The organism is Hyphococcus sp. D3-15, from assembly GCF_055809375.1.
In genome coordinates, this window is record NZ_CM147910.1 from 3517076 (window position 1) to 3536756 (window position 19681).

14 protein-coding genes are annotated in these 19681 nt (G+C 59.0%); 8 read left to right on the plus strand and 6 right to left on the minus strand.

From position 1 onward, the window contains the following. Nucleotides 1-3: 3 nt before the first annotated feature. From AC0L8G_RS17110 to AC0L8G_RS17120, 3 genes are all read right to left on the minus strand, one after another. The gene (locus tag AC0L8G_RS17110; RefSeq protein ID WP_473385369.1) at nucleotides 4-3207 is read right to left on the minus strand and encodes an amidohydrolase family protein; all 3204 of its coding nucleotides are present in this window, start codon (nucleotides 3205-3207) and stop codon (nucleotides 4-6) included. Nucleotides 3208-3358: 151 nt separating this feature from the next. Further along, nucleotides 3359-4072, minus strand: a complete 714-nt coding sequence (locus AC0L8G_RS17115) for an NAD-dependent deacylase (protein ID WP_473385370.1) — start codon at nucleotides 4070-4072, stop codon at nucleotides 3359-3361. A 6-nt stretch (nucleotides 4073-4078) separates the two neighbouring features. Beyond that, nucleotides 4079-4591: a DUF1993 domain-containing protein gene (locus tag AC0L8G_RS17120; protein ID WP_473385371.1), complete on the minus strand. Its 513-nt coding sequence runs from the start codon at nucleotides 4589-4591 to the stop codon at nucleotides 4079-4081. Between the two features lie 112 nt (nucleotides 4592-4703). Here AC0L8G_RS17120 and AC0L8G_RS17125 point away from each other — a divergent pair, with 112 nt between their 5' ends. After that, a complete protein-coding gene (locus AC0L8G_RS17125) occupies nucleotides 4704-5177 on the plus strand; it encodes a low molecular weight protein-tyrosine-phosphatase (protein WP_473385372.1) in 474 nt (157 codons plus the stop codon). On the opposite strand, the gene thpR is transcribed toward AC0L8G_RS17125, so the two are convergent. Next, a complete protein-coding gene (gene thpR / locus AC0L8G_RS17130; RefSeq protein ID WP_473385373.1) occupies nucleotides 5153-5695 on the minus strand; it encodes an RNA 2',3'-cyclic phosphodiesterase in 543 nt (180 codons plus the stop codon). The two genes, AC0L8G_RS17125 and thpR, sit on opposite strands and share 25 nt — an antisense overlap. Nucleotides 5696-5782: 87 nt before the next feature. Here thpR and AC0L8G_RS17135 point away from each other — a divergent pair, with 87 nt between their 5' ends. Beyond that, nucleotides 5783-6652, plus strand: coding sequence for an SDR family oxidoreductase (locus AC0L8G_RS17135; protein WP_473385374.1), 870 nt, complete (start codon nucleotides 5783-5785; stop codon nucleotides 6650-6652). Here the strand turns inward: AC0L8G_RS17135 and AC0L8G_RS17140 are convergent. Further along, nucleotides 6649-7125 carry a hypothetical protein gene (locus tag AC0L8G_RS17140; RefSeq protein WP_473385375.1) on the minus strand — a complete coding sequence of 159 codons (477 nt, stop codon included), beginning with the start codon at nucleotides 7123-7125 and terminating at the stop codon, nucleotides 6649-6651. The genes AC0L8G_RS17135 and AC0L8G_RS17140 overlap by 4 nt on opposite strands. Before the next feature lie 100 nt (nucleotides 7126-7225). Continuing rightward, the gene (locus AC0L8G_RS17145; RefSeq protein ID WP_473385376.1) at nucleotides 7226-7678 is read right to left on the minus strand and encodes a DUF6491 family protein; all 453 of its coding nucleotides are present in this window, start codon (nucleotides 7676-7678) and stop codon (nucleotides 7226-7228) included. Nucleotides 7679-7893: 215 nt separating this feature from the next. Between AC0L8G_RS17145 and ahcY the strand changes: the two genes are divergently transcribed. From ahcY to AC0L8G_RS17175, 6 genes are all read left to right on the plus strand, one after another. Beyond that, the gene (gene ahcY, locus AC0L8G_RS17150) at nucleotides 7894-9300 is read left to right on the plus strand and encodes an adenosylhomocysteinase (RefSeq protein ID WP_473385377.1); all 1407 of its coding nucleotides are present in this window, start codon (nucleotides 7894-7896) and stop codon (nucleotides 9298-9300) included. A gap of 599 nt (nucleotides 9301-9899) precedes the next feature. Next, a complete protein-coding gene (locus tag AC0L8G_RS17155; RefSeq protein WP_473385378.1) occupies nucleotides 9900-10085 on the plus strand; it encodes a TonB family protein in 186 nt (61 codons plus the stop codon). 224 nt (nucleotides 10086-10309) lie between these two features. After that, entirely contained in the window at nucleotides 10310-13009 is a 2700-nt protein-coding gene (locus AC0L8G_RS17160) for a sensor histidine kinase (protein ID WP_473385379.1), read from the plus strand. A gap of 63 nt (nucleotides 13010-13072) precedes the next feature. Continuing rightward, on the plus strand, nucleotides 13073-13768 hold the full coding sequence (locus AC0L8G_RS17165) for a tetratricopeptide repeat protein (RefSeq protein WP_473385380.1): 696 nt from the start codon (nucleotides 13073-13075) through the stop codon (nucleotides 13766-13768). Between the two features lie 136 nt (nucleotides 13769-13904). Continuing rightward, the gene (locus tag AC0L8G_RS17170; protein ID WP_473385381.1) at nucleotides 13905-14651 is read left to right on the plus strand and encodes a hypothetical protein; all 747 of its coding nucleotides are present in this window, start codon (nucleotides 13905-13907) and stop codon (nucleotides 14649-14651) included. Between the two features lie 137 nt (nucleotides 14652-14788). Beyond that, a complete protein-coding gene (locus AC0L8G_RS17175) occupies nucleotides 14789-19681 on the plus strand; it encodes an NAD-glutamate dehydrogenase (RefSeq protein WP_473385382.1) in 4893 nt (1630 codons plus the stop codon).

Below are 19681 nucleotides of genomic sequence, written 5' to 3' on the forward strand. Positions count from 1 at the left end.
TTTCTATTCCCACCAATAAGACTCCCGGCGGCGCTCACCGGTCACTTTTTCATTGAGGGTCGCCGCATCATAGAGACGGCCATTCAACATCACCTCGCTGATGTCGTCGGAATTGCGGATATCCTCCAGCGGATTTGAGTTAAGGATCACCAGATCGGCGAGTTTTCCGGCCTCGATCGAACCTATGTCTTTGAAGAAACCAAGATGCTTCGCCGGCGCGACTGTCGCCGTCTTGAGCGCCTCAACCGGGCTCATCCCGCCGCGAGCGAAGGACCACAGCTCCCAATGGGCGGCGAGACCTTCTTCCTGTCCGTGCGCTCCGATGGAAACCAGCACGCCGCGATCTGCAAGCAGCTTTGAGGTGCGCGCGCTGACCTGGTCGGCGTAGTCTTCTTCCGGCGCTTTTTCCCGCCGCACCGATGTCGCCTGCAACAGGCGTGGCGGCGCGTGTTTCGACAAGATGGGATGCAGCCACACATCTGTCGCCTGACGCCAGTAAGGATCGCCGCCCGCGCCGCCATAAGTGACGACGAGCGTCGGTGTGTAGGCGACCTTGGTCTGGCTGTAGAAGCTCAGCACATCTTCATAGAGCATGGATTGCGGCAGATTATGTTCAACCGAGGTGTTGCCGTCCGCAATCAAGGACAGATCCATGTGGAACAGCGAACCGCCTTCAGGCACGACCGCGATGTTTTCGTTGATCGCCGCCGCCGTCACTTGCTGGCGCTGGTCGCGGCGCGGCTGATTATAGTTTTTGATGGAATGGGCGCCCTGTTTTTTCAGGCGGCGCACATGCGCAAGCGCGTCTTCATATTTATCGACAGCGGCGTAATAGCCGGGCGCCTTGGCGCCATAAACAATCTCACCGGTCGAATAGATGCGCGGCGCGATGATTTCTCCGGCGCGCTGATATTCCGACGCGGAAAAAACATGGCTCGCCTGGCTGGACGGATCGTGCACCGTCGTCACGCCCAGCGCCAGATGCGCCATCACTGACCAGTTCTGCTGCGGGATGATGTCGTCGGTCCCGTAAGGACCATGCGCATGGGCGTCGATAAGGCCCGGCATGATGGTCTTGCCTTCAAGATCAACCGTTGGCGTGCCCGCGGGATAAGTCATCGCCGCAGAAGAGCCGACCGCCGTGATGCGGTTGTTTTCAATCAGGATGACGCCGTTCTCGATGACGCCGCCATCATCATCCGCCATGGTGATGATGCGGGCGCCCACAAGCGCGACAACACCGGACGGCGTGTCCGGCTTGAAGCGCATGGAAAGGTCAGCGCCGGTGCTTGGCGGCTCATATCCTTTGGCGTCGTCATCCTCGCCTTTCGGTGCTGACGGCGTCATGTCTGCGACCTTCGCCGAAAAAAGCGTCGGGCCAAGCGTCCAGTTCAAGGCGCCGCGCGACCAGTTCATATAGCTCGCGCCGTCGCCGCTGGCCTTTGTCACCGGCAGCGCAGATGCAGACCGGCCTGCGCCGGTATTTTGCGGCCCCGGCGTAAGCGGCATGACGAACGCGCTGTAATTGTCGACAAAAGCAACGTTCTTGCTGTCGCGAGAGACCTGGTACTGCGTGACCAGATCGCCCGAAGCGTGGTTGCGCGATTCATTACCGGAGAGATCGACGCTGACGAGCTGGCCGGTATCGCCGTCATATTCTGTCATGAAAATACGGTCATTCTCTGCGCCGAAATGCGGGAATGATCCGCTATCGGCAACGCGCGTCATGGCGCCGCCGCCCGCCGCGACGACATATACGCCCGCAGACTCCGACCAGTCGCCGTCAGTGAGATAACCGCCCTCGCCTTTTTCAAAAACGACAGTTTTGCCGTCCGGCGAGAAACGCGGGCGGCGATAATGTCCCGGCTCGCGCGTAATTGCGCGCCCTGCGCCGCCGCCGGCGCCCACAGTACGAATCACGCCCAAGCCGGTATCGGTCCAGCTCACATAAACAATCCTGCGGCCGTCATAGGACCAGGACGGGAAAAATTCGAACCCGTCACGGCCATTGGTCAGACGCTTCGGCGCGCCGTCGGGGAGGTTTTTCACATAGAGCTTGCCGATTGATTCAAACACCACGCGCGAGCCATCCGGCGACACGGCCGAAAAGCGCGGCATGGTGGTTTTGAAACTATCAGGCGCAACGGCGACTTCAGGTCGCGGCGGATCAACCACTGCGCGCGTATCTGCAACATGGAAAGGAATAACCGAAACGGCGCCGGTCGCGATATTGATGCGGCGGATCTTGCCGCCGGCCCAAAAGACCAGAGCCTTGCCATCGGGCGTCCAGTCCATATTCGGATAGGCGCCGTGCACCGCCCAGACTTCCTGCAAATCCTGGTCGAGATCGTCATAGATTTTGCGTTCGGCGCCGGAGTGAAGGTCCTTCAGATAGAGCTTCGATTTTGCCCGCTCGCGACGGACGAACGCCATGTGCCGCCCATCAGGCGACGGCGCCGGCCGCACCGCGCCGCCGAAACCGGAGACAGCAGTTTCAATTTCACCGGTCTCCATTTCATAGCGGTTGATGTGGAACAGGTCGCCATTGGAGTCTTGCGCGTAAACAAAGGTCGACCCCGGCGTGATGTTCTGGCTGTAGTAAATATACTTTCCATCTGCTGAGAAAATCGGCTCGCCGAGTTCTTTCTGATGCGTTTCACTAGGACGCTTGACGAGTTGCACGCCGTCACCGCCAGCTATGTGGTAGAGCCAGATTTCCCCAGCGCCGAGCGAGCGCTGCGTGGTGAAATGTTTGCGCGCGGCGATATATTGGCCGTCCGGCGACCAGGTGGGGTTGTTGAGAAGGCGGAAGCTTTCTTTCGTCACTTGCCGCTTGTCGGTTCCATCGACATTCATAATCCAGATATTGTCGCCGCCGCCGCGATCGGACGTGAAGGAGATCTTTTTGCCATCCGGCGAAAAGCGCGGCTGGATCTCCCACGCCATGCCGCTTGCGATGGAGCGCGCCTCTCCGCCAGTGATCGCCATGGTGTAAACATCGCCCAGCATGTCAAAGGCGATGGTCCGCCCATCCGGGCTGACATCGAGGCTCATCCAGGTGCCTTCCTCGACGTCGATCGGGATGTCGCGCGTCGTCAATGGCGGCGCGGACACGTCCCACTTCTCGTCTTTTTTCTCTTCCGCCTGTGCCGCCGCCAAAGCAGGCGTGAGCGCAAGCGCGGCGAAAAACGCAATCGTCTTTTTCATGGATAAACCCCGGATGATTCCCTGTTGGCGATGAGCCTAGGTCGTCTGGCGCCGCCGTTACAAGCCTAGCAGGGGGCGATCACCCGGCGATGAGCGGATTATGCCGTTCCAGCAAATCTGAACGACAGGTCCTGCTGATTCAGCGCAGAACCTATGACTGCAAAACTTCCGCGACCCATTCGGGCACGATCTCGCCCGCCGGCCCGTAGCGCGCTTCGGTAAAAAGCTGTGCATTTTCAGAGGGCTCCAGATTGAGCTCCATCGTCGGTACACCAATCGTTCTTGCTTCCGCGACAAACCCGGCGGCGGGATAGACCGAGCCGGATGTGCCGATGGAGACAAAGAGATCGGCGGCCATGATTGCATCGGCGGCTTCGTCCAGATGGCGCGGCGCCTCGCCAAACCACACCACATGCGGCCGCATGCCTCCGGCGCGAGAACAGATCGCGCAAGCCAGCTCGATTGACAGATCAAAATCGCAAGGCGCCACTGCCCCGCAAGAGGCGCATTCGGCTTTCAACAATTCACCATGCATATGCAGAACCATTGCAGACCCGCCGCGCTCATGCAGGTCGTCAACATTCTGCGTAACCAGCGTCACTTGCCCGCCGCATGCGTTCATCCCTTGCTCAAGCTCGGCAAGCGCTATGTGGGCGGCATTTGGCGCGACCTCCGGCAAGGCGCGCCGGCGCTGGTTGTAAAATTCATGCACCAGCGCCGGATTGGCGGCGAAGCCTTCCGGCGTCGCCACCTCGCGATAGTCATATTTCGACCAGACCCCTTGCTTGTCGCGAAATGTCGCCACGCCCGACTCCGCCGATATGCCGGAGCCGGTGAGGATGACGATATTTGCGAAAGCAGGCATCGCCGCTTACGGCGCCGGCGCGTTCATATAGTCGAGCTTGCCCACATCGACGCCCATATTGCGCAGATGCAGATATGTTGCCGTCACATGAAAATAGAGATTGGGCAGCACAAAGGTCTGAAAATATCCGGCGCGCTTGAAGGTCATTTCCTGCGGACCGAAGGGCACGGTAATATCCGTATCGGGATCTTTATCGATGGCGGCCTTGTCCAATCCAGCGATGAAGCTGCGGGACTTCTCGATCCGCGCCAACAGATCCGCAAAATTTTCTTCCTTGTCGTCAAATGACGGCAATGCAGCGCCGGCAAGTCGTGCAAGCCCGCGCGCAGGCAGTTCAGTCGCAATCATCACCTGACGCTTCATCGGGAACATGTCAGGCGCGATACGCCAGTCGAGGTAAACGCCCTCCTCTACTTTCTTTGCTTCCGCATGCGCGGCGCCCTTGTTCAGCACGCGCTCAAGGCCGCCGAACATCTGGCCCGTCGCCGTCAGGGCGATTGATGATATGGATAAGCTCATAGAAGTTCCTTTACATATGAAGGCGCTATTGACCGGCGAACTTTTACGCCTTTCAACCTTGATCTGAAAGCGGTTCCGTCCGATCAAATTTTGGTGACGTGACATTGAAGTGATGGCGATGACGACAACGGTGCTCTTTGTTTGCCTTGGCAATATCTGCCGATCTCCAGCGGCGGAAGGCGTGTTGCGCGCCCGCGCTATACAGCGCGGCCTCAGCTTGAGCATCGATTCTGCGGGAACCGGCGGCTGGCATGCCGGCGATCCGCCGGATGCGCGCATGATCAAGGCCGCCGCAAAGCGCGGCATCGACATCTCCTATCAGCGGGCGCGGCAAGTCGACCTGTCGGACTTTTATCAGTTCGACTATTTGCTCGCGATGGATATGTCGAACCATGCCGACCTGCTCGACCTCGCGCCGCCGAACCGTACAGCAGACCTCAGACTGTTTCTTGACTTCGCAGATTGCGATACGCGCGAAACGCCTGACCCATATTACGGCGGAAGCGACGGGTTTGAGCGCGTGCTCGATCTTCTCGAACGCGGCGCCGAAGGATTTCTCGATCACCTCGAAGATGAAAGCGCATAGCTCGCTTCAATTGCGTAATGGGCGCTGTCATTTCCAAGTTCCGATGAATAAAGATGCAACGCATCAACCGGAAACGGACCGCAGGAAAAAAGTCCATGCTGGGCGGCGTATAACGCTGCTGCTTCCTGCGAGGTGTTTTTCAAATAGGCGAGCGTTACATGCGGTTTGAATTTCCGCTTTTCGAGTGCGAAGTCAGCGCGCCGCAATGCTGTTTCAACCTTCGCCTGCAAATGCATGAGTTCCGGCGAGGATGCAACGCCTGCCCACACCGCATGGGGCTTTTTATCACCAAACACGCCGACGCCGGAAAGCCGCATTTCGAAGGCCGGCGCAGAAATGCCCGCAAGCGCGTCCAGCGCGGCGGAAAATCCATGCCGGTCGGTTTTCCCAATGAAAGCCAGAGTGAGATGGAAATTCTCGGGCTTTACCCAGCGCGCGCCGTCAATGCCTGACTGTAATACAGTCAGCGCGTCAGCGACAATTTCAGGCAATTCAAGCGCAACAAATAAACGGTGCATGGCATATTAAAACAGTTCGACTATGGTCCCGCCATAGGCGGCTTTTCCGCCGCTGTCGAGCAACTCAGTCCAGCATATGCGAACAATATGAACGATCAACATCTCTTCTGCTTCGGCCTTGGCTATACGGCGCGTTTCTTTGCTGCGCGCATGAACCATGCTGGCTGGAAGATCTCCGGCACCGCGCGCACGCCTGAAAAGATCGCACGACTAGGCGATAGCGGCATAGAGGCGCATCTTTGGAAGGAAGGTGAATTCGAGGCGCAATGGCTCGACAATGCCAGCGCCCTGCTGATTTCGACCCCGCCCGGAGAGCAAGGCTGCCCGACATTTGCGGCGGCGCGATCGGCGATCGCCGAACGCGCCCGGCAGTTCCGCTGGATCGGCTATCTGTCCACCAATGGCGTCTATGGGGATCATGACGGCGCTTGGGTCAATGAAGAAAGCGAATTACGCGCGACCGCGCCGCGCGCCTTGCGCCGGATCAAAGCCGAAGCGGACTGGCTGGAGCTTGCGCGCGCTCATGACTTGCCGCTGATAATATTTCGTCTCCCCGGCATATACGGACCGGGTCGCTCGGCCCTCGCCACCGTGCGGGCGGGAAAAGCACGGCGCATCTATAAGGAAGGCCAAGTGTTTTCGCGCATGCATGTCGCCGACATCGCGGCGGCGCTGGATGCGAGCATGAAAAGCCCGCGCCTGCACAACATTTACAATCTCGCCGATGACGAGCCGGCCCCGCCGCAAGACGTCATCGATCATGCCTGCACGCTATTAGGCGTCACGCCGCCACCGCTCATCCCGATTGAGGAAGCGGACCTTTCGGACATGGCGAAAAGTTTTTACGCGGACAATAAACGCGTCTCGAACAAGCGGATGAAAGACGCGCTGGGCGTCGCATTGACATTCCCCACCTATCGAGAGGGGCTGGAAGCGATTGCGAAAAACACGCGTTAGTATTTGTAGAAATCGTCTTCGGGCGTTTCCGTCCAGTTATGGATCGCTGTGATCTTGCACGTTTTAGCGCGCCCGCCACTTGCCGAAAAGGTGATATCGCTTCCCGTCTTCAGGCATCCGTTTTCCCCGCCGCTTGCCGTGTCAGAAAACATAAGAGTGGTTATATCGCAGTCGCCCTCAAGATGCAGGAATGCTTTTCCGCCGTCAGCAGTCGCAACAATCAGCATATTGCTTTCAGAATCGTAGGTTTCTGAAACAAGCGGGTCGGCAAGACACACCTGATCCAGCACCTCCCCCATTGATTGGTCATTCATTTCGAAACTGACGGATGCTGGCGGCGGCGGTGTTTCCTCCTGTTTTGGCTTTTTTGCATAGGCGGTGCTTGCAGCGGCCAACGCCGCAGCAATCGCAATTATAATTTTCATTCTAGTCGCCCGGTTATCTCCCGGTGGCGGCGCGTAATCATTGCGCACACGGAGAGTGCACGAATGATACGCCCCGCAGCACTTATATCAAAGCGCTGCGGGCAGATTGCCTCTGCCGTCCCGCCAATACAGGGCTTACACGGATGTTTTAGTGGGACTCTTCGCTCTCATCGGCCGGTTTGTCATCTTCCAGCACGGCGTCCTCATCCCATTTGTAGATGCGGGTGATCATGCAGCGGCGGGAAAAGCCCGGGCTGTCTTCGACAATAATCGTATCGCCGCGGGTGACGCAGCCGCCGCCGGGCCGGCTGTCTATGCCGATCGCCAAGGCGGAACGGAGGATGCGCTCGTCGCAGCCGCCAGACAGCTCAACGCGATACCAGTCGTTTACGCCGCGCTCGAGCAGGACCACGTCATCCTCGCCCTTGACGCTGCGCCATCCATTGATCGTGCTGGCGAAGCAAATGCGATTTGTTTCCTCGCCCAGGCGCGGATCCACATCCATGGCCTCGCCGGATTCATGATGGTCCGCAAAAGCGACGGACATCATGGCGGCGCCGGCAATGCTGGCCGTGAGGAGACCTGATAATTGCTTGATCATATTCGTCTTTCCTTGAGTGGCAGCCCGGCCCACAGCCTTTATAATACGGTTCTCGCCCGATCAGGCCACACATTCACGCGATTGGCGCACCAGGTTGGGCGGCGCTTCGCCCCGGGGACATAAAGAAATCCTTATATGCCCTTGGCGCCGTCAAGGCGCCCTGTTATAGCCCGCCCACATATTTCAGCTTTCAGCAGATCAGGGAACCATCCGTCATGACCGCGCCCGCGCACCACGATTATCACGTCAAAGACATTAATCTCGCCGACTACGGCCGCCGCGAAATTGAAATCGCCGAAACCGAAATGCCGGGCCTGATGGCGACCCGCGAAGAATATGGCAAAGCCCAGCCGCTTAAAGGCGCACGCATTGCCGGCTCGCTGCACATGACGATCCAGACCGCCGTTCTCATCGAAACGCTTCAGGCCCTGGGCGCGGATGTGCGCTGGGCGTCCTGCAACATCTATTCGACGCAAGATCACGCGGCGGCCGCCATCGCCGCAGCCGGCACGCCGGTCTTCGCTTTCAAAGGCGAAAGCCTTGAGGAATATTGGGACCTCGCCGACAAGATCTTTGAATGGCCGAATGGCGAAACAGCCAACATGATCCTCGATGATGGCGGCGATGCGACATTGCTCATCCTGCTCGGCGCGGACGCGGAAAAAGATCCGTCGATCCTCGACAAACCGTCGAATGAAGAAGAGACCGCGCTGTTCGACACGATCAAGCGCCGCCTCGCCAAACAGCCAAACTGGTATTCGACGGTCAAAGCCAACATCAAAGGCGTCACCGAAGAAACCACGACCGGCGTATTGCGGCTTTATCAGCGCCAGAAAAAAGGCACGCTTCCGTTCCCGGCGATCAACGTCAATGACTCGGTCACCAAGTCGAAATTCGACAACAAATATGGCTGTAAAGAATCACTGGTCGACGGCATCCGCCGCGGCACCGATGTGATGATGGCCGGCAAAGTCGCGCTCGTCGCCGGTTATGGTGATGTGGGCAAAGGCTCCGCCGCTTCGCTGCAAGGCGCTGGCGCGCGCGTCATGGTCACCGAAGTCGATCCGATCTGCGCACTGCAAGCTGCGATGGACGGTTTTGAAGTGGTCACCATGGAAGAAGGCGCGCCGCGCGCTGACATTGTCATCACATCAACCGGCAACAAAGACGTGCTGACTGTCGATCACATGAAGTCCCTCAAGGACATGGCGATCGTCGGCAATATCGGTCACTTCGATAACGAAATTCAGGTCGAAGGCCTGAAGAATTTCAAATGGGCGAATGTCAAGGATCAGGTCGACATGATCACCTTCCCTGACGGCAAGCGCATGCTGCTGCTCAGCCAGGGCCGCCTGCTGAATCTCGGCAACGCCACGGGCCATCCGAGCTTCGTGATGTCGGCGTCCTTCACCAACCAGACGCTGGCCCAGATCGAACTCTGGACCAAAGGCGACCAGTACAAGAACGAAGTCTATGTGCTGCCGAAGCATCTCGACGAGAAGGTCGCCAAACTCCACCTCAACAAGGTTGGCGCCATGCTCAGCAAGCTGAGCCAGGAGCAAGCCGACTATATTGGCGTGCCGGTCGAAGGTCCGTTCAAATCCGACCAGTATCGCTACTAGCAAGCGCCTCTAATCAGAAAAAACGCGCCCCTTCGCAGGGCGCGTTTTTTTGCGCGCCCTCTTGCTACAAATGTAGCAATACCCTATCATGCGACTGTTGTAGCATCACGAGATATTCACAAGAGATGCTTGCACGGGCGTGCTCAATCTCGCGTTCCAGATCGCGCCCTCCACCGGACGGCTCTCAAGTGAGCCAGGACATGAGAGGAATGCGCTATGCCTTTGTTTCGATGGATTCTTGGCCTTCCCTTCGCAGCCCTTGTGACAACCGGGCTGTTCATCATGATGGCCCAGCTTATCAGGGATAAAGCGGTGGATTTGCCGCCGGAAAAGCCCTCAATCGACTTCAAAATCACGCCGCAGAAAAAAGACTCCGAGACAGAGTCCTGGAAACGGCCTGACCAGACTATTCCGGAGAAAATGCCTGAGACGGAGATTGATTTTCCGGCCCCTACCGGACCAGGCGAAAACACGGCGCCAAGGCCGGGAAAGGTGGAGATCGACCCGACACCGCCTGGACCGACCCCCTTGTCAGCCCGATCATCCGCATCCCGCCGCCCTATCCGGAAAATTGCCGTTCGCGCGGCGTAGAGGGCGTAGTGATCGTCGAGTTCGACGTCTCGCCGGAAGGCAATGTGGTCAATCCGAGGGTCGTCCAGTCCGCCCATGGATGCTTCAACCGAACCGTCCTCAAAACCGTTTCCGGCTGGAAATATCCGCCAGCGGGCAATGGCGGCATGCGGTACGGCGTGATCGAGCACTTCAATTTCCAGCTCGAAGGCTAGCCGCGATAATCGGTGAATTTATGACCGCATTCCGGGTCGCCGTCTGTTGAAAACTTCATCTTTACGGCGGCCCAAACTCCCCCTTTTGCCCTAGCGACACCAGACGAACACAGTACATATTGTGGAATTCAACGTCGGCGACGCAAAATGTCGCAGAATCTGTCTAGGGTTTGCGTCAGGGGAGAACCCACCGCGTGTCGCTGGCGCGAACAGGGTGCTGCTAAATGCGTCGTTTCGCTAAATCACTGATGGCTGGCTCCTGTCTGGGGGGCGTTGGCGCCCTTTTGTCCTTCGCCTCACCAGCTCTGGCGCAATCTGAAAGCGCCGCTTCGCTCCTGACGAAAGTTGATCCGCTGGTCGCCGGCGCTGGCGGCGCTATCGCCCTCGCCGTCGCCGCCGTTATCTGGGCCTTCCGGGTTTCCGCCGCCACCCGCCACCAATCCCTGCATTGGTCCGACAAGCTCGCCGAAATGGAAGCGCGGCTGGAGAAATCCGACTCGGTGCTCTCCGCGCATCCGGGCCTCGTGCTCGTCTGGGAAGATGACACCGAATCCTTGAGCACCGGCTGGGGCGAACCGAAAATTCTCGGCGGGCCTGCTGCGCTCGCCTCTCTGCTGTCGTTTTCGAAAGACAGCGATGAGGCCAAATCTTCGCCGGTCGATCGATTGCTCAACGCCCTCGGCGCCCTGCCCTTGCAGGATGACGACGCGGACAAGCCAGAGACGTTGCGCGAGAAGGTGAAAAACCTGCGCGCCCATGGCGTCGCCTTTTCCGGCAATGTGGTGACGCCCGACGGGCGCTCCATCGAAGTGGACGGGCGCGTCGCCGGCGGTCAGGTCGCCTTGTGGATCACCGACCCTGCGGTGCGCATGGCCGAAGACGGCGCCGTGATCGGCGCCTTCCGTGAGCGCGCTGTCGATCTTCATGGCGCCCATGCGCTGCTTGAGCGCGCGCCGGTGCCCGCATGGCGGCGCGGCGCCAATCTGGAACTCGTCTGGGTCAACCGCGCCTATGCGGAAATGGTTGAGGCGCCGAGCGTCGCCGACGTCATCAAGCAACAAACCGAACTCGACAACACGATCAAAAAGCTCGCAGCGACTGCAGCATCCGAGCGCAAAGCGCATGAAGGCCGCGCCGTGATCAATGCGCGCGGTGAGCGGCGCGTTTTCCGCATTGTGGAAACCCCTCTGCATGGCTCCGGCGATGCGGCGATGGGCGGCGTCGCCATCGACGTAACGGAACTCGACAAAGCCAAGAGCGATCTCAAGCAGCAGATCGACGCGAACCAGCGCACGCTCGACCAGATCCAGACCGCCGTGGTCATTTTCGGCGCGAGCCAGAACCTGATCTATCACAACCGCGCTTTTCAAACCCTGTGGTCATTCGACGACGCAGAGCTTTCAGGCCGGGTCTATCACAGCGAAGTGCTTGATCAGCTGCGCATGAAAGGCAAACTGCCTGAGCCTTCCGACTATGACGAATGGAAGGAGCAGCAACTTGCGCTTTATACGGACGGGCTGACGGAATCCGGCTCTGAACGTCTTGGCGGCCCGCCGGATGAAATCTGGCATTTGCCCGACGGACGGACGTTGCGCGTCGCGCGTCTGCGCCACCCGCTTGGCGGCGTCATGCTCGCCTTTGAGGACATCACCGAAAAGATTTCGCTTGAGGCGCAATACAATACTCAGATCAGCGTCCAGAAAGCGACGCTGAACAATCTTTCCGAAGGTGTCGCCGTGTTCGCCGCAGACGGCACGATGCGGCTCTATAACAAGGCGTTTCAAAAGCTCTGGCGGCTCGATGCGCGCCATCTCGACGCCAAGCCGCATATCGATTCCATTGTCGACAATCTCAAAAAACTCGCACGGGACGCCGATGCGTCATTCGACGCATTGCGCCGCTGCATCGTCTCCAAAGCCCATGAAGACCGGCAGACCTATGAGTTTCGCGAGATCCGCCTTGCGGATGGCCGCACCATCGCAATCGGCGCCGAGCCGCTGCCCGATGGGGCGACATTGGCGCATTTCATCGACGTCACGGATTCCAAGGAACGCGAAAAAGAACTGAAAGACCGCAATGCGATTCTTGAAAACGCAGACCGGTTGAAATCGAAATTCGTTGATCACGTCTCTTATCAATTACGGACGCCGCTTTCGACGATCATCGGCTTTTCTGAAATGCTCGATGGTCAGATGTTCGGTGTGCTGAACGATCGCCAGAAGGACTACATCGCATCGATCCTTTCCGCGTCCTATCATCTGCGTGATCTGATCAATGACATTATCGACCTTGCAGCGATTGATGGCGGCCAGATGGACCTCAATGTCCAACAGACCGACATTCGCAAACTGCTCGAAAACGCCGCGACTTTTGCGGCGTTAAAGGCTGAAGACACGCAGGTCGCGCTGAAGGTCGACTGCCCGAAAGACATTGGCGAGGCGGCGCTCGACGAAAAACGCGTCAAGCAAGTGCTGTTCAATCTGCTCTCAAACGCCTTCGCCTATACCGGCTCGGGCGGTGCGGTCACGCTTGGCGCGCGCCGCGTCGGCAAGGCGGTGAAGATCTGGGTCTCGGACACCGGTCGCGGCCTCTCCCCCTCGGACCAGGCCCGCGCCTTCGACGCGTTTGAAAGCCGCGGCCCAAGCGCTGGCGCAGGGCTCGGCCTGGCGCTGGTTGAGCGCTTTGTGAAGCTGCATCAGGGCTGGGTGCGCATGGAATCGAATGAGGGCCAGGGCGCTTGCGTCACCTGCTTCATTCCTGAGCCCGCCGAGGAGGCCGCAACGGCGCCGACGACAGATGAGACCGCCCCAGCCGCCAAGCCAGCCGGCAAAAAAGCGCCTGCAACGAAAAAGAAAGCCGCCCGCAGCCGCGCCAAGACAAAGGCCAAAGACGCAGCGTCAGCGCGCCCACAGGCCGCTGAATAGAATTAGCGCCGAAACCGCAGGGCGCCTCTTTTCCGCCCGAAATAGTCGGCTATGCTCCGCCCCATGTTGTTGAGCACCATTTCCGTATCCGCCTTCGCTGCAATGCTGGCCGCCGCCGCCAATGCCGCCCCGGCGCAAGACGGCGCGCCCGCCCTGCTCGATCCGCGCTATGCGGACTGCGTAGAGTTTGTAAACGCTGACCTTGAGCTGGGACGCATCGCCGCCCAGCAATGGGTGACGGATGGCGGCGGCCCGGAAGCGCATCATTGTCTCGCGGTCGCCAATTTGAAAGCCGGCTTTCCAAAACTCGCAGCGTTGGAGCTTGAGGATCTCGCCCAGCGCAAAGACGCAGGCGATGACTATGTGCGCGCGCGCCTCTACTCACAGGCCGCCGAGGCCTGGCTCGCCACAAACGAAACGGCTTATGCAAAAAAGGCGCTGGATCAGGCGCTGGCGCTGGTGCCTGACAGCGCCGAACTGTTCCTGACAGCCGCTAAAGTTTACGCTGCTGAGGAGCGCTGGCAGGAAGTCGTCAACGCGGTGAACACCGCCGAAGAAGGCGGCTTTGCAAGCGCGGAAACCTATGTGCTGCGCGGACGCGGGCGATATGTGATCGGCGCCTATGAGCGCGCGGCGGACGACGTGGTCGCCGCCCTGTCCGCCGATCCGGTGAATATCGACGCGCTGGTGCTGCGCGGCGACCTCGCCCAGGTGGGAATCACCATCGACGTGTTTTTCGACGCCCCTGCGCGCCAGTAGCCCCTGACGTCAATTTTTCCTCGACGCGACTGAAAAATCAGCCCAAAGCCAAAGGGTAGGTGCTTGTTAATCTTTGATTAACGAATGCGGCATCCGATGGCCGCAAGGCATTTCACCGTTGAAAAGGACGGCGCATATGACAAGCGCATCGCTGGAAGCAAAGACTGTACGCGAACTACAGGAACTGGCCCAACAGGCGCCGGTCCAGCGGCGCAAACGTCACGCCGGCCTGTCGCGCGCCGCGCGCCTTCACTTGATTGATATTCTCTCGCGCTGGAGCGGTCCGGGCCTGGCCCTCACCGCCGGCGTCGCGGTCTATATGGCCGTTGTTGCGGGCCGCGCCTTTCCCGCGCGCGCGGCTGCCTGGGCGCTGATGATGCTTGCGGCGCTTTGGGTCGCGCGCAGCCTGCGCAGTGAATTTCGCGCCGGGAGCCGCATTTCCTCCCGCCCGTTCCGCTGGCGGGCCTCGTTCACCGCAAGCCTTTCCGTTCTGGGCGTGATTCTCGCCAGCGCGCCGATCCTGTTGGCGCCGGCGCAAGCGACCGCCATATTCGGCGCTCAGATACTCGCCCTGACCGTCACCGCATGCTTCGCGACCGCGCTGCTACTGGCCGCGCATTTGCCGAGCGCGGCCGCACTCGCAATACCCGGCGCGATATTCGCCGTGCTGACCGGGCTTCGCGCAGGCGATTCTGGCCTTCTCATCGCAAGTTTCGCAACTTCCGTGCTTGGATTAACAGGTCTTTATCTAGCCAACCGCTACCTTGAAAAGAGCGCCGCACGGCGTTATCCGCGCACCATGCTGGTCCGGCGGGAAGCCTTGCGCCAGAGCACGATTGGCGCAGCGGACGCTTCTACCTCCAATTCAGCGCTGCAAGCCTGAATACCGCGCTCTCGCAGCCTTTCTGACGCATCTGATGCGCGGCGCCAGCAAGCGCCGCGTTTTGTTGTATTTCGTTAGACAATTTCAAAGTCTTCGCGTTAAGACGCATCAACTATTAACATCGCAAAGGAAGCGATATGCCCGAGGGCTTTATCACTGACGTCGACAGCCAAATTCTTGAACAGGTCTGTTCGCTGGCGCAAAAAAAGAAGGCAGGCGATGTCGATGAGAATGGCGCGCTTGCGCCCGCCTTTAAAAGCTATCTTGAGCAGCTGGTCCTCTACGCCACCGGCGAAGACAAGGTCTGGTCCGAGCCGCAATCGCTTTTGAACCGCGCCGCCGCAGCCTGGAAACACGCGCTGACGCGCAAAGCCGGTGAAAGCAAGGTCTCGCTCCGCATCGAAGAAGGCAAAAGCTGGTCAGACCGGCGCATGGTGCTGGACATTGTCACTGACGACAAACCCTTCCTCGTGGATTCCGTTTCCGCCGCACTGGCCGACGCCGGCAAACCAGTAAGCTTTTTCTCCAATGCTGTCGTTGGCGTCACACGCAACGCCGCCGGCAAACGCGAACCGGGCGCGCAGGCCGGCATCCGCGAATCTATGATCCATGTAGAGATGGACCCGCCGGTCATCGACAATGAACTCGATGCGCTGCGCGATGAAATCAATGCAGTCCTCAATGACGTCAATATCGCCGTCAATGATTGGGAGAGCATGCGCGCGCGCCTCGGCGCCTGCATCGCGCAACTTGAACGCTCGCGGCTTCCCGGCGTCAAAGTCGATGAGCAGCGCGAAGCGGTGCAATTCCTCAAATGGCTGTGGGACAACCGCTTCGCCTTTCTCGGCGTCCGTCATTTCAATTTTGTCGGCGATGGCGGCGATTTGCAGCTTGTCGTCGATCCGGAAAAAGATCTCGGCATTTTAAGAATGCCTGGCCGCAATGTGCTGACCTCGACCTTCCAGCCGGACGGCAAGCTTTCCCCTGCGGTGGCCGCGTTCTTTTCGTCGAATGAGCCCATCCTGATTGCTAAATCCAGCACCAAATCCCTGACGCATCGCCGCGCCTATATGGATTATGTCGCGGTGAAAAGCTTTGCGCCGGACGGAAGCGCAATCGGTGAAGAACTGTTTGTCGGCCTGTTCACAGCCGAAGCCTATAATCGCCCTGCCGCTGATATTCCGTTGATCCGCGCAAAAATCGACGCCGTGCTGGAGCAGACAAATTTCACGCCCGGCGGGCACAATGAAAAAGCCATCATCAACATTCTCGAATCTTGCCCGCGCGACGAGCTCTTCCAGGTTGATGTCGACACGCTCACGGAAACAGCGCTGGGCATTTTGCGTTTATACAAGCGCCCGCGCGTAAAGCTGTTCTTGCGGCGCGACCGGTTTGACCGGTTTATTTCCGCATTGCTGTTCGTGCCGCGCGATCGATTTAATTCCGACATTCGCGAGCGGTCGGGGCAATTGCTGGCCGACACGTTTGACGGCAAGATCATGTCCTTTGCGCCATTCTTTGGCGATGCGGCGCTGGTTCGCGTGCATTTCATCATCGCGATCAAACCTGGCGCGCCTGATGGGCCGGGCTTGCCGGAACTCACAAACAAGATACGTGAAATCTGCCGGACCTGGAATGACGGGCTGCTTGAGGCGATGCGCGAGGCCCATGACGGCGCCACACCCGCTGCGCTTTACGCGAAATATGAAAAAGCCTTCGATGCGGGCTATCGCGAACGCACGGCGCCAGAAGAAACGCTGGCCGATATCGCTGCGCTGGAAAAACTGGACAGCGAGCCTTTGGTTGTTCGCGCTTATCGCAAGCGCCAGGATGGCAAAGAAAGCGTGCGGCTTAAAATTTACAAGCGCGGCGAGCCGATGACCTTGTCGAACTTGATCCCGACGATTGAAAATCTGGGGCTGAGCGTGCTCCAGGAATCGAGCGATCAGGTCTCGCCTTTTGGCGGCGGCAAGGATGCATTCTGGATTCACGATTTCAACACGGAGCAGACCGACCGCCAGCAGGTCGCACTTAACGACGTCAAAGAAGCGTTTGAAGAAACCATTCTCGCCGTGCTGGAAGGACGCACCGAGGACGATGCTTTCAACGAACTGGTTCTCACCGCTGGCGTCAACTGGCGCGAAGCCTGGCTGCTGCGCGCAGCCGCAAAGCACCACATGCAAGCCGGCTTCGCGTATTCTCTGGCCTATATTCAAGAGGCGCTGTCAAATCACCCGGATATCGCCCGGCTGTTGATCAGCGCGTTCCATGCGCGGTTTAACCCCGATGGACCCTCCAGCGCCGATGCGCGCATCAAGGATGTAGAGGCCGCGGACGCAGCCATTGACGAAGCGCTGAACGATGTCGCCAGCCTTGATGAGGACCGGATTATTCGCCGGTTCCGCAATCTATTCGCCGCCATCACCCGCACCAATTACTATCAGCGCCAGAAGGACGGTTCGGTCAAAACCTACATTTCCTTCAAGGTCGACAGTTCTAAAGTGGCGGAGATACCGGAGCCCAAACCCTATCGCGAGATCTTCGTTTCCGGTCCGCGCGTCGACGGCGTTCATTTGCGCTTTGGCCCGATTGCGCGCGGCGGTTTGCGCTGGTCGGACCGGCGCGAAGATTTCCGCACGGAAGTGCTGGGCCTGGTCAAAGCACAGCGCGTAAAGAACGCTGTGATCGTCCCCACCGGTTCGAAGGGTGGCTTCTACCCCAAGCAACTGCCTTCAACGGGCGACCGCGCTGCAATCTACGAAGAAGGCCGCGAAGCCTATAAAATCTTCATCCGCGGATTGCTCGACCTCACCGACAATATCGTCCATGGCGAAACCAAGACACCGGCGAAAATCGTGCGCTGGGACGATCCCGATCCCTATCTCGTCGTCGCCGCCGATAAGGGCACGGCGGCTTTCTCCGATACCGCCAATGCGATTTCCGAGGAATATGGTTTCTGGCTCGGCGACGCCTTCGCATCCGGCGGCTCCGTCGGATATGACCACAAGGTCATGGGCATTACGGCGCGCGGCGGCTGGGAAGCGGTGAAGCGCCATTTCCGTGAAATTGGCAAAGACATCCAGAGCGAACCCTTCACCGCCGCCGGCGTCGGCGACATGTCTGGCGATGTGTTTGGCAATGGCATGCTGCTGTCGCAACAAACAAAACTCGTCGCCGCCTTCGACCACCGCGATATCTTTATCGACCCCAATCCCGATCCGGCGATTTCCTGGAAGGAACGCAAGCGCCTCTTTGACCTGCCGCGCAGTTCATGGGCCGACTATGACAAGAAACTCATTTCCAAAGGCGGCGGCGTATTTTCGCGCAGCGCCAAGTCCGTCGCCATCACGCCGGAAATGCGGACCTTGCTCGACATCACCGACAAGACCCTGACGCCGGCCGAACTCATCCGGGCGATTTTGAAATCGCCGGTGGAGTTATTCTGGCTCGGCGGCATCGGCACCTATTTCAAAGCGGAAGACGAAGAAAACTGGCGCGTCGGCGACCGCGCAAATGACGCCGTGCGCATCAATGCCGACGAAATCCGCGCTGCGGTCATCGGCGAAGGCGCCAATCTCGGCCTCACCCAGCTTGCGCGCATTGAATATGCGCGAAATGGCGGCCGCATCAACACGGACGCTATCGACAATTCGGCGGGCGTCGATTCTTCCGACCATGAAGTCAATATCAAGATCTTGCTGTCGGGCGCGATTGAACATGGCGACTTGAAAAGCGAAGACCGCAACGCGCTGCTCGCATCGATGACCGACGAAGTCGCGGAGCATGTGTTGCGGCACAATTACGACCAGACCCGCGCCATCAGCCAGATGGAAATGCACGCGGCGGAAGAACTCGATGTCTATGCGCGCTTCATGACGACGCTGGAGCGTGAAGGCCGGCTTGACCGGGCTATTGAAAACCTGCCGGACAATGAACGCCTTGCCTATATGCGTCAGCATGGGCTGGGGCCAAGCCGCCCGGACCTCGCAGTACTGCTCGCCTATGCGAAAATGTGGTTGTTCGATGAGCTTGCGACCTCTGAGGCGCCGGACGATCCGCTATTCGAGCGCGAGCTTTTCGCATACTTCCCCGACGCCCTGCATAAATTCAATCATTCGGTTGTCAGCCACCAATTGCGCCGCGAGATCATCGCGACGCGCCTGTCGAACGAGGTTGTCGACACTTGCGGGGTGAGTTTCGTTCAACGTGCGGCGGAAACAAGCGGCGCGGACTTTGCGACCATCGCACTCGCCTATGAAGCCGTCCGCAGAATCTACAATCTGAACGATTACGCAGCCGCAATTGATGAATTGGACAACAAGGCGCCTGCATCATTGCAGACTTCGCTTTATCTCGAAGCCTCGCGGCTGCTCCGTGAACAGACATTCCATTTGCTTGGCGACCCCAATGCACGGGACTCCCTGATGACACGCGGGCTGAAATCGGTGGTTGATCAATATCAGGCGCCAGTGGCGGAATTTAAAACCGCCCTGCCCGACATCCTGCCGGAAGAAGACGCCGCCGCGCTGGAAGAACGAACTCAAAATTGGGCGGGCGACGGCGCGCCCGAAGCGACCGCACGTCTCGCCGCCGCGATCCCGGCGCTCGAATTCGCCTTCGATATCGTCAATCTCGCCGGAGAAACCGGCTGGTCAAATCCCGGCGTCGGCGGCGTGTTCTTTGCGATCGGGCGCCTGTTCGGCATCGACACAGTGCGTGACAAAGCCCGCAGAGAACCACCCGCAGACCATTTCGATAAAATCGCGATCCGCCAGATCATCGAAGACCTGACAGCGCGTCAGCGAATTTTGACAGCCCGGGTGATTGCGACCTCAGGCGCAGAACCAAAAGGCGTCCCGGCGAAATGGACAGAGAAGGTCATCGCCAAATGGCGCACCGGTGCGGAAGCCGAGATAGGTCTCTTTGAAGAAGCCACAAGCGAGCTTGATCTGTCTGGCGCTGTCAGCGTCGGCAAATTTACGCTGTTCATTCGCCAGCTTGACGCTTTAGCGGCGGATACTGCGCGCTGA